Genomic DNA, 13,925 nt, shown 5'->3' on the forward strand with positions numbered 1-13,925 from the left:
GGGCGGCCAGCATAGCAAAAAGCGTGATATTCGGAAAAAACCAAGAACTTCAGGCAGTTGTCGTGGTCTTCTAGCGTCATTTCTTACGACCGCACGTTCCGCCATGGCTGCTGCCCACCGACCACGGACACGATTTCGCATGCTGCGATACCTGCTGACCCTGATGCTGATGCTCGGGCTGACCGCGGTCGGTCCGGCCTACGCACGGCTGCCAGGGCCACAGCAGCACGTGCCGGTGAACGGTGCCCGAGACTTGCAGCAGATCCGCAGTACCAAGGTGCTGCGGGTGCTGGTCAACCAGAGCCGCAACAGCTCCGGTGAGATCAAGGGTGAACCGGTGGGTATCGAGTATTACCGGCTGCGTGGCCTCGAGCACTACCTCAATGCCCGGGCCGGTGATGGCCAGCAGATCAGCCTGAAGATCATTCCGCGGGCCAAGGAGCAGCTGCTGGGTGCTCTGCAGCGCGGTGAAGGTGACCTGGCCGCACCAGGCGAGTTGCTCGACCCGGCCCTGACCGGCGGTGTCAACAGCAGTGCGCCGGTGCTCGACCAGGTGCCGCTGCTGCTGGTCGGGCGCAAGGGGGAGCGCAGCTATACCCGCGCCGAACAGCTCTCCGGCCGTACGGTGGCCTTGACCAGCGCCAGCGCGGCAGGGGCGGTGATACAGCAGCTCAACCAGCAGCTGGCGCTGCGTAAACGGGCGCCGATCAAGATCGAATGGGTCGATGCGACGCTGGCGGTGGAAGACGTGCTGGAGATGGTCCAGGCCGGCATCTATCCGTTGACCATGGTGGAGCGCCCGATCGCCCAGCGCTGGGCCAGGGTCATGCCGAACCTGCGCCTGGACACCCGCGTGCAACTGGGGCAGGCGCAGGCCATGCGCTGGTATGTGCGGCGTGATGCGACGATGCTGTTGGCCACGGTTGATCGCTTTCTCCAGGGGTACCATGCGCCGGAAAACCAGGATGCGGCCTTCGAACGCATCTACCGACGCCAGTACCGGGTACACAACCCGTTGGCCGGCAAAGACCGCCAGCGCCTGAACTCATTGCGCCCGGTGTTGCAGAAGCATGCCGAGGCGCAGCAGATCGACTGGCTGAACCTGGCGGCCCTGGCCTTCAAGGAATCCACCCTGAACCCTGCGGCGCGCGGCAGCGGCGGGGCGCACGGGCTGATGCAGATCACCCCGTCGGCTGCGCAACGGGTGGGGGTCAGCGACACTGGCTCGGTCGATGGCAATGTCCAGGCCAGTGCGCGCTACCTGGCGTTGCTCCGCCGCAAGTTCTTCGCCAGCCCGCAGATCAACGAGCGCGAGCGCATGGCGTTTGTGCTGGCGGCCTACAACCTCGGCCCGGAGCGGGTCCAGGCCATGCGCGCCGAGGCCCGCAAGCGCGGCCTCAACGGTAACCAATGGTTCTTCCAGACCGAGCGCATCGCCATGGAGCAGGTCGGCATGGGGCCGGTCAATTTCGTCAACAGCGTCAACAAGTACTTCCTGGCGTTCAGCCGCGAGCGCACGGCGCTGGAGCGTGTGGTCAGTCGCTGACCAACCGCCAGCCGAACGCATTTCAGCTTGGGGCTTGCAGCTTGCGGCTGGTCGCTCTAGCATACCGCCTGCGCCGATTTAAACAGCTACTTGCGGGGCGCGGGACTGGCACGCTCACCGGGTCGTCCGAAATACCGCTAAAGCGCTGGTTCGGTGACGCCTCCCACCGCTGCCCAGCGGGAGTCGCGAGGCGGAGAGAAACTCCATGAGTTGTCCACGTACCAGTGTCTGTTTGAGCCCGTTGCCTGCCGGCCAGGCTTCCCGCACACCGCGCATTCTGCTCGGTGGCCAGCATCAGCCAACGCTCTTGCGCCAACTTGAAGGCTTGTCGCGCCGCAAGGGGCAGGCCCGCGCTTTTCTCATCCAGTTCGCCGAAGACGCATGCTGCCTGGAGCAGTTCGGCAACGATCGCTTCGACCTGGCGGTGATCCAGGCGCCAACCCGCGAGGACGCGGCCGAAGTGATTGGCCAGCTGACCCGCATCGCGCGCCAGGGCCTGATTACCCGACGCTGAGGAGCGCGCCGTTGAGCACCAATATCATCACCACGGAAGGTCACGAGGCCCTCAAGAAGGAGCTGGATCATCTGTGGCGGGTGTACCGCCCGGAAATCACCCAGAAAGTGGCCTGGGCCGCTTCGCTCGGCGATCGCAGCGAGAACGCCGACTACCAGTACAACAAGAAGCTGCTGCGCGAAATCGACCGCCGGGTCCGCTATCTGCGCAAGCGCCTCGAGGATGTAAAGGTGGTCGCCTACTCGCCGCAGCAGGAAGGCAAGGTCTTCTTCGGTGCCTGGGTCGAAATCGAAAACGATGACGGCGAGACCAAGAAGTTTCGTATTGTCGGGTATGACGAGATCCATGGGCGCAACGACTATATCTCCATCGACTCGCCAATGGCCCGGGCCCTGCTCAAGAAGGAGGAGGGCGACGAAGTGCTGGTGAACACCCCCACCGGTCAAGCGACCTGGTACGTGAACAGTATCCATTACGGGCAATGAATCAGTATTGCCTGTGCCGGCCTCTTCGAGGCGTCGAACCGCCGCGAAGAGACCGGCACTGTCGACATCAACTTTCCCGTAAAACCGCCAATGGGCTGGCATTCAGGGCTCGCTGAGTCCCGAGTACCCCGGCCCCGCCCACCAGCATCGCCCCGATCAGCGGCAACAGCAGCAGCCACGGATGCGGGCTCCACTGCAAGTCGAACGCATAACGATAAAGCACCAGGGTGATCAGCTCGCACCCCAGCGCCGCCAAGGCACCACTGGCCGCCCCCAGCAAACCGAACTCGATGCGCCGCGCCTTGACCAGCAAGGGGCGCGCGGCGCCCAGTGCCCGCAGCAAGGCGCCTTGGCGAATCCGCTCGTCCAGCGTTGCCTGCAACCCGGCGAACAAAACGGCAAGCCCTGCCGCCAGCACGAACAGCAACACATACTCGACCGCCAGGGTGACCTGGGCGAGGATGCTGCGCAGTTGCTCGAGCAAGGCATCGACCTGCAGGATGGTCACTGCCGGGAACGCCCGCGACAGTGCCACCACGTCCAGATCATGGCCGGGGGCGAGGTAGAAGCTGGTCAGGTACGTGGTTGGCAGCCCCTGCAGGGTGCCCGGCTGGAAGATCATGTAGAAGTTCGGCTGAAAGCTGTCCCAGTGCACGCTGCGCAGGCTGCTGACGCGCGCCTGGCGCTGCTCGCCACCAATGTCGAAGGTCAGCAGGTCGCCCAGTTGCAGCTTCAGGCTGGCAGCCAGTTCGGCCTCGACCGACACGCCGGGGGTTTCGTCGCCAGCAGGCAACGCCTGCCACCAGCTGCCTGCACTCAGCGCATTGCCCTCGGGCAGGTCGGCAGCCCAGGTCAGGCTGAGGTCGCGTTGTACCGCCCGCTCGCCGGCGGAATCCTTGCTGACGACCTGCTGCACCGGTTGATCGTTGATCTGAATCAGCCGGCCCGGTGTCACCGGATACAGCGGTGCCGAGCTGGCGTTCACCTCGCGCAGGCGTTGGGCGAACGGTTCGCGATCGGTGGGCAGGATGTTCAGGGCAAAGTGGTTGGGTGCGTCCTTGGGCAGTTGTGCCTGCCAGTTGTCGAGCAGTTCTGCCCGCAACAGCGCCACCACTGCCATTGCCAGAAGAATCAGGCCAAATGCCAGGGCTTGCCCGGCAGCGGCCATGGGGTGGCGCAGCAACTGGCCAAGGCCCAGGCGCCAGGCCAGTGGCGCGCCGGCGAGTGCCTTGCGCAGGCTCTGCAAACCGAGCAACAGCAGCCCGCCCAGCAGCAGTGCGGCGATCAGGCCACCGCCGAGCAGGGCGAAGGTCAATAGCAGGTCGAGGCTCAGGCGCCACATGATCAGGCCCAGGGCGAGCAGGGCGGCGCCATACACCAGCCAGCTGCTCGGTGGCACGGGCAGCAGATCACGGCGCAGCACGCGCAGCGGTGGCACCTGGCCGAGCGCGGCCAGCGGCGGCAAGGCAAAACCGGCCAGGGCGACCAGGCCGGTGGCGATGCCGGCCAGTGCCGGAAGCATGCCCCCGGCCGGCACTTCGCTGGGCAACAGGCCATGCAGCAGGCGGAACAGGCCCAGTTGCGCCAGCCAGCCGAGCAGGGCGCCAGCCAGTGCAGCGACCAGCCCGAGCATCGCCAGTTGCAGGCAATACAGCCCCAATGCCTGGTGCCGCGACAGCCCCAGGCAACGCAGCAAGGCGCTGGCGTCCAGGCGCCGCGCAGCGTAGCGGCTGGCGGACAGCGCCACGGCGACGCCTGCCAGCAGCACGGCCACCAGGCTAGCCATGTTCAGGTAGCGCTCGGCTTTGCCCAGGGCACCGCCGATCTGGCGGTTGCCATCGCGGGTGTCGAGCAGGCGCTGGTTGGCAGCAAGGTGCTTTGCCACGTGCTTGTGGTACTGCACGAGGGCTTCGGCATCGCCGCGCCAGAGGTCGCGGTAGGTAACCCGGCTGCCGGGCTGAATGACCCCGGTCGCTTGCAGGTCGGCCAGGTTCATCATCAGCCGGGGCGTCAGGCTATAGAAGTTGTTGGCGCGGTCCGGCTCGTAAGTCAGCACGCGGCTCATGCGCAGGGTCTTCATGCCGACGTCGATGCGGTCGCCGACTTTCAGCCCCAGCGCCGCGAGCAGGCGAGGTTCGACCCAGGCTTCTCCAGGGGCGGGGCCGCCTCCCGGGGTTTCCTCGGCATACGGGGCTGCGGCACTGCGTACCTGCCCGCGCAACGGGTAGGCGCCATCGACCGCCTTGATGCTGGAAAGCTGGATGCCGGTATCGCCGCCCACCACGCTGGTGAACTCGACGACCTGGGCATGCCGCAGGCCCAGCGCCCGGCCCGCGCTGAGCTGGTCTTCACGGGCCGCCGTGCTGCCTTGCAGTACCAGGTCGGCACCGAGGAATTCACTGGCGCGCAGTTGCATCGCGCCATTCAGGCGGGCGCCGAAATAACCGATGGCGGTACTGGCGGCGACGGCCACCAGCAGGGCAAAGAACAGCACCCGCACTTCGCTGGCGCGGATGTCGCGCAGCAGCTGGCGCAGGGCCAGGCCGCACAGGCGAGACAGTGGCATGTGCTTCATCAGGCCTCCACCGGCGCCACCAGGCGGCCTGCGTCCAGGCGGATCTGGCGGCGGCAGCGCCGGGCCAGGCGCTCGTCATGGGTGACCAGCACCAGGGTGGTGCCGCGCTCCTTGTTCAGCTCGAACAGCAGGTCGCTGATGCGCTCGCCGGTGTGGCTGTCGAGGTTGCCGGTAGGTTCGTCGGCGAACAGCACTGCCGGTTGTGCGGCGAAGGCGCGAGCGATGGCGACACGCTGCTGCTCGCCACCGGAAAGCTGGCGTGGGGTGTGGGCCAGGCGCTTGCCCAGGCCGACCCGCTCCAGCAGGGTGCGGGCATGCTCGCGGGCGTCGCGCCGGCCGTCCAGCTCCAGCGGCAACATCACGTTCTCCAGGGCGTTGAGGCTGTCGAGCAGCTGGAACGACTGAAAGACGAAACCGACATGCTCGGCGCGTACCCTGGCGCGTTGGTCCTCGTCCAGCGGGCCGAGGTCGTGCCCGGCTAGAATGACCTGGCCGGCGCTGGGGCGATCGAGGCCGGCGAGCAGCCCGAGCAGGGTCGACTTGCCCGAGCCGGAGGCACCGACGATGGCCAGGCTGTCGCCCTGGGCAAGGTCGACGGAAAGGGCGTGGAGGATGGTCAGGTCACCTTCCGCGCTGGGGACCACTTTGCTAAGGTTCTGCGCAACGAGAATGCTGGGGCCCATGGAGAATCCGATGCGAATGTGGTGGTTGAGTGCCGGTCTAGCCCTGTATTGCCTGGCCCAGAGCGCGGCGGCGGGAACATTGCTGGTCGTCGGCGATAGTATCAGCGCCGGTTTTGGCCTGGATACCCGCCAGGGGTGGGTCTCTCTGTTGCAGACCCGGCTCAAGGACGAAGGTTTCGACGATCAGGTGGTCAACGCGTCGATCAGTGGCGACACCAGTGCAGGCGGCCAGGCCCGGCTGCCGGCGCTGCTTGCAGCGCACAAGCCGAGCCTGGTGGTGCTGGAGTTGGGGGGTAACGATGGCCTGCGCGGTCAGCCTCCGCAGCAATTGCAACAAAATCTTGCCTCGATGATCGAGAATGCCCATCAGGCAGGGGCCAAGGTGCTGCTGCTGGGCATGCGCCTGCCACCGAACTATGGCGTGCGCTATACCACGGCCTTCGCCAACGTCTATGAACAGCTGGCGACGGAAAAGCAGGTGGCGCTGGTGCCGTTCTTCCTCGAAGGGGTCGGCGGTGTGCCGGGGATGATGCAGGCCGATGGCATCCATCCGGCACAGGCTGCGCAGCAGCGGTTGCTGGAAAATGCCTGGCCCAAGATAAAACCCTTGCTGTGACGCTTTAAACGGGGCCGGCTTTCGGCTAATGTTGCGCCCCCCGTTTCGAGAGCCCCCGATGCCGCGCCCTGCCTGGTCCTTGTTTGCCTATCAACTGATCGAGCCTGATGAGCAGCTCGACCTGTTCGCTTGCCAGGAAATCCGCGTCCACCTCGTGGCCCGTCAGCTCGAACTCGGCGTGCCGGTCGACCGTACCTTGTGCGGTGGCCTGCTGCCGGCGCAACCGCGCTGGTCCGGTGTGTCGCGCAGCATTTACCGTGACGGACGCCTGTGCGACCTGTGCCGGGCGATCCTCGATGCCCAGCGCCGCGGCATGCGGCCGGTCTGGCCCGAACTCTGAGGTGAAGGGCAGGTACGAAACTGCGCGCACCTTTCATCATCTGAAACGCATGTAAGACGCCAATGCCTCCCGCTTGCAGCGAGGCGGGTGTACAATCGTGCTTCTTGACTACCTTTCGAAGGATTTACCGGATGTTGCCGCGCTTTCCCGCCGTCACCCGTTGCCTGTCCCTGGCCGCCCTGCTGGTAGCGGGCCCCGCTGCTGCGCTGGAATTGCCACTGCCACCGCCCGGTGAAGACGTCGTTGGCCAGGTCCAGACGATCAAGGCCAAGTACGAAGACACCTTTGCCGACATCGGCACTGCCAACGACCTCGGCTACCTGGAAATGATCGCTGCCAACCCGGGTGTCGACCCGTGGCTGCCGGGCGCTGGCACCGAAATCATCCTGCCGACCCGCTATATCCTGCCGCCGGGCCCGCGTGAAGGCATCGTCATCAACCTGGCCGAGTACCGTATGTACTACTACCCGAAAGGGCAGAACGTGGTGCATACCTTCCCGCTGGGCATCGGGCGCGAAGGCTGGGGTTCCCCGGTGGCCATGACCAAGATCACCGCGAAGACGCCGAACCCGACCTGGACGCCTCCCGCCTCGATCCGTGCCGAGCACGCCGCAGACGGTGACATCCTGCCGACCGTGGTGCCGGCCGGCCCTGACAACCCGCTGGGGCCGTTCAAGTTCACCCTGGGTGTGCCGGGCTACCTCATCCATGGTTCGAACAAGAAGTTCGGTATCGGCATGCGCACCAGCCATGGCTGCTTCCGCATGCTCAACAACAACGTGCTGGAACTGTCGAAGATGGTCCCGGTGGGCACGCCGGTGCGCATCATCAACGAGCCTTACAAGTTCGGCATCAGTGGCGGCAAGGTTTATCTCGAGGCCCATACGCCGCTGGACGATCATGGCAACCCGTCCGTGGTCGACAAGCACACGGCAGTCATCAATGCCTTGCTCAAGCGTGAAGACCTGGCCAACAACCTGCGCATGAACTGGGACATGGTACGTGACGTGGTGGCTGCAGAAGACGGCATGCCGGTGGAAATTGCCGTACCGGTCAATAACCAGGGTGCCGCACCGATGGTGTCGAGCATCCCACCCGAACTGCAGTAACGCTTTTGTAACACCTTCGGGCCCGCTCGGGTTAACAGCCTGATGCGGGCCTTTTGCTTTCCGCTGGAGACCTTTCCTTCAGGCAATAAAAAAGCCGACCCACAAGTGGGTCGGCTCCATAACAATCCGTGAGGATTATTACTTGCGGCTGGCTTTGTCCAGCATACGCAGAGCGCGCTCGTTGGCTTCGTCAGCGGTCTGCTGAGCCTTCTGAGCGGCTGCCAGTGCGTCGTCAGCCTTACGGTAGGCTTCGTCAGCACGAGCTTGAGCGCGAGCTGCTGCGTCTTCAGTCGCAGTCAGACGAGCTTCGGTTTCTTTGGATACGCTGCTGCAACCGGTAGCCAGAACTGCGGCCAGAGCCAGAGCAGAGAATTTCAGAACGTTGTTCATCGTGTTCCCCTTCAAGGACTTTCTATTAAATAGCCATCTCTCGGAAAAGAGAAACTGGCCGGCGTACATAGTACCCATTACTTGTAGTAAGTAAACTGACTGAGCGCAAGAACTGCAAAAAAAATGTTGCTATGGGTCACGCCGACAAGATTTGCCGGGGTTTTGTGAAAAAACCGTACAGCCGGTGCAAGCGATTGTGCTACAGGAACTTTTTTGCTGAACTAGCGGTGACTTTAACTGTCTCCTAGCGTCTTAAGCACAACAACATCCGGTTGCTGTTCAGGGCGTGATTGCTGTTGCAGGGTGTGCAAGCTCCAGGGGTGGCCTGCTGCTACTTTTTAACGCTGACCACCTTGAGCAATCCCGCTTGCGGCGCCTACTATTTGTGAGTGCCCGACCCGGTCGAACAATTGCTGTCGGCGGGTGGTCCAAGGGGCATGAGGTGGCGTTGAGGTTCCTCCGCCGGATAAACCACACGGTTAAGGTAAGGGTCTGCCAGAAAGGCCTGCGAGGAGTAGTGATGAGTGAAGCGCTGACCATCCACCATGACCAGGCCGGTCATCAGTTCGAAACCAACGTGGACGGTCATCGTGCCTACCTGACCTACATGGACCTGGGCAAGCAGACACTGGACATCTATCGCACTTTTGTGCCCAACGCTCTGCGTGGCCGCGGGATCGCAGCAGCATTGACCGAGAAAGCCCTCGAGTATGCAGACCAGATGGGCTACACGGTGATTCCTTCCTGCTCGTATGTGGAGCGCTACATGGAGCGCCAGCAGCGCCATTCGAGCAAGGCCTGAACGGGCCAGCGACACCTGTTACAAAAACGCCGGGCAATGCCCGGCGTTTTTCATCGCGCTTGACTCAACCGCGCTTGCGCTGCGGCAGCACGTCCTTGAGCTTGGCGTGCATGCTGCGCAGGGTCTTTTCAGTAGTCGACCAGTCGATGCAGGCATCGGTGATCGACACCCCATACTGCAGTTCGTCGAGGTTTTTCGGGATCGACTGGCAGCCCCAGTTCAGGTGGCTCTCGACCATCAGGCCGATGATCGACTGGTTGCCTTCGAGGATCTGGTTGGCGACGTTCTCCATGACCAGCGGCTGCAGGGCCGGGTCCTTGTTGGAGTTGGCGTGGCTGCAGTCGACCATGATGTTGGCCTTGATCCTGGCCTTGGCCAGGTCCTGTTCGCACAGGGCGACACTCACCGAATCGTAGTTCGGCTTGCCATTGCCGCCACGCAGCACCACGTGGCCATACGGGTTGCCCTTGGTGGTGACGATCGATACGCCACCTTCCTGGTTGATACCGAGGAAGCGGTGCGGTTTGGACACCGACTGCAGGGCGTTGATGGCCACGGTCAAACCGCCATCGGTGCCGTTCTTGAAGCCGACCGCCGATGACAGGCCCGAGGCCATCTCGCGGTGGGTTTGCGATTCGGTGGTGCGGGCGCCGATGGCCGACCAGCTGATCAGGTCCTGCAGGTACTGCGGGGAGATCGGGTCGAGTGCTTCGGTAGCGGTCGGCAGGCCCATTTCGGCCAGGTCCAGCAGCAGCTGGCGGCCAATGTGCAGGCCGTCCTGGATCTTGAACGAGTCATCCAGGTAGGGATCGTTGATCAGGCCTTTCCAGCCAACGGTGGTGCGTGGCTTTTCAAAGTACACGCGCATGACCAGGTACAGCGTGTCGGACACTTCCTCGGCCAGCACCTTCAGGCGCTCGGCATATTCATGAGCGGCCTTGATGTCATGGATGGAGCAGGGGCCGACTACCACGAACAGGCGATGGTCCTTGCCGTCGAGGATATTGCGCACCACTTCGCGGCCGGCAGTCACAGTCTGCAGGGCCTTGGCGCTGAGGGGGATCTCCTTCTTGAGCTGATCGGGGGTGATCAAGGTCTCGTTGGAGGCAACGTTAAGGTCGTCGATCGGTAAATCAGCCATCGTGTTACTCGTCAGGTCACGGGTGCCGGCCGCCAGCAATCCCCGTGCGGCCCAGCAGCAATAATGTTCGCAGCGGGGAGCCGAACCTTAGCGCGTTACAGGGGGCGCGACAATGGGATTTGGTACGCGCTGACACACTTGTGTGCGCCTGCAAGGCCCTGAAGGGTGTAAAAAAGCCAACCAACCTACTCAGGAGATTTCCATGGCTATTCGTAAACCACGCATCGGCATCATTGGCAGCGGTGCTATCGGTGGCTTCTATGGGCTGATGCTGGCGCGCGCTGGTTTCGATGTGCATTTTCTGCTGCGCAGCGAATATGACGTGGTGCGCGAACGGGGCCTGAAGCTGGAGCATGCCGTGCATGGCATGTTGCAGATGCCGGTCAATGCCTACGCCAGCGCTGCCGACATGCCGCCCTGCGACTGGCTGCTGGTGGGTGCCAAGTCAACCAGCAACGTCGAGCTCGCACCGCTGATCGTCCAGGCCGCCACAGCCGATGCCAAGGTGGTGCTGTTGCAGAATGGCCTGGGCGTGGAGGAGCAGTTGAGGGTGGCCTTGCCGGGTAACCTGCACCTGCTCGGCGGCTTGTGTTTCATCTGCGTCAACCGCCAGGCCCCGGGGGTGATCCGCCACCAGGCGCTGGGAGCGGTCAACCTCGGTTACCACAGTGGGCCGGCCGAAGATGGCGGTGCGGCGATCGTGGCGGCGGGCGCCGGGCTGTTCCGTGCGGCGGGCGTCGAATCCCAGCCGATGGCCAACCTGGCTCAGGCGCGCTGGCAGAAACTGGTATGGAACGTGCCGTACAACGGCCTTTCGGTATTGTTGGGGGCCAGCACCGCGCCGCTGATGGCCGCTGACGAGAGTCGCGACCTGATCCAGACGCTGATGGCTGAAGTGGTGCAAGGCGCTGCCGCGTGCGGGTATGAGCTGCCAGCGGGCTATGCTGAGCAACTGTTCCGCATGACCGAGCAGATGCCTGATTACTGGCCGAGCATGTACCACGACCATGCCCAGCAACGCCCGCTGGAACTGCAGGCGATCTATGCCGAGCCGATTGCCCGTGCCGGGGCGGCCGGCTGCAGTCTGCCGCGGATGCAAATGTTGTATCAGGCCCTGGCCTTCATCGATCGCGCCAACCGAGCTGGCTGATGCTCTGCAGGCCGCATCGGCAGTGCGCCGGACGGCAGAGCGCGGGTCCGGTGCACTGCTAAGCTGAAGCTTGCTCTGCCGCCACGGCAGTCGAGGAGGTCGAATGATCCGCTCCATGCTGTACGCCACCGACCTCGGTGTCTACGCACCTTTTGTCATGCAGCACGCCCTGACCCTGGCTCGGGCCTTCAACGCAGAACTCTATGTGATTCACGCGGTGGAGCCCATGGGCCAGTTCGCTGAGTCGCTGCTGCAGAGTTACCTCGATGAGCAGACGCTGGATGCATTGCACAGTGAAGGCGTCAACACGGTGATGGCCAATATCGAACAGCGGGTGCTGGAGACCTTCCGTGACGAATTGGGCGAGGACGCTGACTTGGCGCTGATCAGGGCGGTGCGGGTGCGTCAGGGTGACCCGGCACAGGTCATCCTTGACCAGGCGCAGCGGCTGAGCGTCGACCTGTTGATCTTCGGCAGCCACAGTGCCGGTGCCGGGGTGGATGTGCCGATTGGGCGGACGGCGGTGCGCCTGCTGCAACTGTCGCCGGTGCCGGTGTACATGGTACCGCTCTCGCAGCACTTAGGGCGTAGGAAATCGTGAAGCTGGCTGTAGTCTGTTTCGGAGGCGCGTGTAACAAAATAGTTCTAGTTTTATTTCGAGAACCACTAATATAGTTATATCTCGTCGCTGCCTGCTGCCGCTGACTTACCGCCGATTCGAGGGAAACCTATGAAGCTTCAACAACTGCGCTACATCTGGGAAGTGGCGCACCATGACCTCAACGTCTCCGCGACGGCGCAGAGCCTGTATACCTCACAGCCGGGCATCAGCAAGCAGATCCGCCTGCTCGAGGACGAATTGGGTGTTGAAGTCTTTGCCCGCAGCGGCAAGCACCTGACCCGGGTGACCCCGGCCGGTGAGCGCATCATCAACACCGCTGGTGAGATCTTGCGCAAGGTCGAGAGCATCAAGCAGATCGCCCAGGAATTCTCCAACGAGAAGAAGGGCACGCTGTCCATCGCGACCACCCACACCCAGGCCCGCTATGCGTTGCCGCCGGTGATCAGCAGCTTCATCAAGCAGTACCCGGAAGTCGCCCTGCACATGCACCAGGGCTCGCCGATGCAGATCGCGGAAATGGCCGCCGACGGCACCGTCGATTTCGCCATTGCCACCGAGGCGCTGGAGTTGTTCGGCGACCTGATCATGATGCCGTGCTACAAGTGGAACCGTTGCGTGGTCGTACCGCAAGGTCACCCGCTGGCCAAGCTGCCGAAGCTGACCCTGGAAGCGGTTGCCGAATACCCGATTGTCACCTATGTGTTCGGCTTCACCGGCCGTTCGAAGCTGGACGAAGCCTTCAATCACCGTGGCCTGACGCCGAAGGTGGTGTTCACCGCGGCTGACGCCGACGTGATCAAGACTTATGTGCGCCTTGGGCTGGGCGTGGGCATCGTGGCCAAAATGGCGGTCGACACCAAGCTCGACAGCGACCTGGTGGCATTGGATGCCAGCGAGCTGTTCGAAGCCAGCATCACCAAGATCGGCTTCCGTCGTGGCACCTTCCTGCGCGGCTTCATGTGCGACTTCATCGAGAAGTTCGCACCGCACCTGACCCGTGAAGTGATGGCCAAGGCCATTCAGTGCCACAACAAGCAGGAACTCGAAGAGCTGTTCGAAGGCGTCGAACTGCCGGTGCACTGAGTGCACCAGGCATGAAAAAACCGGCCCAATGGCCGGTTTTTCTTTACCTGCGAATCAGGCCTTGCTGATCAGGTTGCCGGCATGCAGCCCGCATTCCTTCTGGGTCGACTCTTCCCACCACCAGCGGCCTTCGCGCTCGTGCTGGTTTGGCAGCACCGGGCGCGTGCAAGGCTCGCAACCGATGCTGATGAAGCCGCGCTCATGCAGGCTGTTGTACGGCAATTCGAGCATGCGGATGTAACCCCACACTTCCTCGCTGGTCATCTGCGCCAGCGGGTTGAACTTGTAGAGGGGGCGTTCAGGGGTGGAGAAGGCAGCGTCGATCTCCAGTGCTGCCACCTGGCTGCGGGTGCCCGGGCTCTGGTCACGGCGCTGACCGGTGGCCCAGGCGCTGACGGTGGCAAGCTTGCGCCGCAGCGGTTCGATCTTGCGGATGCCACAGCATTCGCCGTGGCCATCCTTGTAGAAGCTGAACAGGCCTTTTTCCTTGACGAACGGGTCGAGCTTGGCGCGATCCGGGCTGAGGATTTCGATCGGCAGGTTGTAATGCTCGCGCACCTGGTCGATGAAGCGGTAGGTCTCCGGATGCAGGCGGCCGGTGTCGAGGCTGAACACCTTGACCTGCTTGTTCAGCTTCCAGGCCATGTCGACCAGCACCACATCCTCGGCGCCGCTGAAGGAGATCCACAGGTCATCGCCAAAGTGCTCGAAGGCGAGCTTGAGGATGTCCTGCGGGGACTTGTTGGCATAGGTCGCGGCCAGGGCGGCGACGTCGAAGGGTTGGCTCATCAGGCGGTTTCCATCTTGGCTGTGGCGCTGTGCGCTCGTAATCGAGTGATGGTAACAAAAAATGGCCGGGCAGACGCCTG

The 13,925-nt window shown here is 63.3% G+C and carries 15 protein-coding genes; 10 read left to right on the forward strand and 5 right to left on the reverse strand.

Annotated features, from left to right (window positions below; genetic code table 11):
* Positions 1 to 139 precede the first annotated feature (139 nt).
* The 3 genes from L6D64_RS03555 (at position 140) to greB (ending at position 2,545) form a co-directional block, all read left to right on the forward strand.
* Positions 140 to 1,546, forward strand: coding sequence for an MltF family protein (locus tag L6D64_RS03555; protein ID WP_176507448.1), 1,407 nt, complete (start codon positions 140 to 142; stop codon positions 1,544 to 1,546).
* A gap of 205 nt (positions 1,547 to 1,751) precedes the next feature.
* The gene (locus tag L6D64_RS03560; RefSeq protein ID WP_176507449.1) at positions 1,752 to 2,060 is read left to right on the forward strand and encodes a hypothetical protein; all 309 of its coding nucleotides are present in this window, start codon (positions 1,752 to 1,754) and stop codon (positions 2,058 to 2,060) included.
* 11 nt (positions 2,061 to 2,071) lie between these two features.
* The gene (gene greB, locus L6D64_RS03565; protein WP_176507450.1) at positions 2,072 to 2,545 is read left to right on the forward strand and encodes a transcription elongation factor GreB; all 474 of its coding nucleotides are present in this window, start codon (positions 2,072 to 2,074) and stop codon (positions 2,543 to 2,545) included.
* Between the two features lie 67 nt (positions 2,546 to 2,612).
* Here greB and L6D64_RS03570 read toward each other — a convergent pair whose 3' ends face one another.
* Positions 2,613 to 5,120, reverse strand: a complete 2,508-nt coding sequence (locus tag L6D64_RS03570) for an ABC transporter permease (RefSeq protein WP_176507451.1) — start codon at positions 5,118 to 5,120, stop codon at positions 2,613 to 2,615.
* Complete coding sequence (locus tag L6D64_RS03575) at positions 5,120 to 5,803, reverse strand: ABC transporter ATP-binding protein (protein WP_176507452.1); 684 nt, start codon at positions 5,801 to 5,803, stop codon at positions 5,120 to 5,122. Before L6D64_RS03575 ends, L6D64_RS03570 begins: the two co-directional genes overlap by 1 nt.
* 10 nt (positions 5,804 to 5,813) lie before the next feature.
* Between L6D64_RS03575 and L6D64_RS03580 the strand changes: the two genes are divergently transcribed.
* From L6D64_RS03580 to L6D64_RS03590, 3 genes are all read left to right on the forward strand, one after another.
* On the forward strand, positions 5,814 to 6,419 hold the full coding sequence (locus L6D64_RS03580) for an arylesterase (protein WP_176507453.1): 606 nt from the start codon (positions 5,814 to 5,816) through the stop codon (positions 6,417 to 6,419).
* A gap of 58 nt (positions 6,420 to 6,477) precedes the next feature.
* Complete coding sequence (locus tag L6D64_RS03585) at positions 6,478 to 6,759, forward strand: hypothetical protein (RefSeq protein WP_054883567.1); 282 nt, start codon at positions 6,478 to 6,480, stop codon at positions 6,757 to 6,759.
* Positions 6,760 to 6,890: 131 nt separating this feature from the next.
* Positions 6,891 to 7,868 carry a L,D-transpeptidase family protein gene (locus L6D64_RS03590; RefSeq protein ID WP_054883568.1) on the forward strand — a complete coding sequence of 326 codons (978 nt, stop codon included), beginning with the start codon at positions 6,891 to 6,893 and terminating at the stop codon, positions 7,866 to 7,868.
* 138 nt (positions 7,869 to 8,006) lie between these two features.
* Here L6D64_RS03590 and oprI read toward each other — a convergent pair whose 3' ends face one another.
* Entirely contained in the window at positions 8,007 to 8,258 is a 252-nt protein-coding gene (gene oprI / locus L6D64_RS03595; RefSeq protein WP_003259780.1) for an outer membrane lipoprotei OprI, read from the reverse strand.
* 520 nt (positions 8,259 to 8,778) lie between these two features.
* Here oprI and L6D64_RS03600 point away from each other — a divergent pair.
* Positions 8,779 to 9,060 carry a GNAT family N-acetyltransferase gene (locus tag L6D64_RS03600; RefSeq protein WP_008095521.1) on the forward strand — a complete coding sequence of 94 codons (282 nt, stop codon included), beginning with the start codon at positions 8,779 to 8,781 and terminating at the stop codon, positions 9,058 to 9,060.
* 64 nt (positions 9,061 to 9,124) lie between these two features.
* On the opposite strand, the gene L6D64_RS03605 is transcribed toward L6D64_RS03600, so the two are convergent.
* Positions 9,125 to 10,201, reverse strand: coding sequence for a 3-deoxy-7-phosphoheptulonate synthase (locus L6D64_RS03605; protein WP_054883569.1), 1,077 nt, complete (start codon positions 10,199 to 10,201; stop codon positions 9,125 to 9,127).
* Positions 10,202 to 10,403: 202 nt separating this feature from the next.
* On the opposite strand from L6D64_RS03605, the gene L6D64_RS03610 reads away from it, so the two are divergent.
* The 3 genes from L6D64_RS03610 (at position 10,404) to cysB (ending at position 13,056) form a co-directional block, all read left to right on the forward strand.
* Positions 10,404 to 11,351: a putative 2-dehydropantoate 2-reductase gene (locus L6D64_RS03610; RefSeq protein WP_176507454.1), complete on the forward strand. Its 948-nt coding sequence runs from the start codon at positions 10,404 to 10,406 to the stop codon at positions 11,349 to 11,351.
* A 103-nt stretch (positions 11,352 to 11,454) separates the two neighbouring features.
* Positions 11,455 to 11,952 (forward strand): universal stress protein, encoded by a 498-nt coding sequence (locus tag L6D64_RS03615; protein ID WP_176507455.1) that lies wholly within the window; start codon positions 11,455 to 11,457, stop codon positions 11,950 to 11,952.
* Between the two features lie 129 nt (positions 11,953 to 12,081).
* A complete protein-coding gene (gene cysB / locus L6D64_RS03620) occupies positions 12,082 to 13,056 on the forward strand; it encodes an HTH-type transcriptional regulator CysB (protein ID WP_176507456.1) in 975 nt (324 codons plus the stop codon).
* Between the two features lie 54 nt (positions 13,057 to 13,110).
* On the opposite strand, the gene L6D64_RS03625 is transcribed toward cysB, so the two are convergent.
* Positions 13,111 to 13,845 (reverse strand): phosphoadenylyl-sulfate reductase, encoded by a 735-nt coding sequence (locus L6D64_RS03625; RefSeq protein WP_176507457.1) that lies wholly within the window; start codon positions 13,843 to 13,845, stop codon positions 13,111 to 13,113.
* Positions 13,846 to 13,925: the final 80 nt, after the last annotated feature.

This window comes from Pseudomonas urethralis (assembly GCF_021602465.1).
GTDB lineage: Bacteria > Pseudomonadota > Gammaproteobacteria > Pseudomonadales > Pseudomonadaceae > Aquipseudomonas > Aquipseudomonas vlassakiae.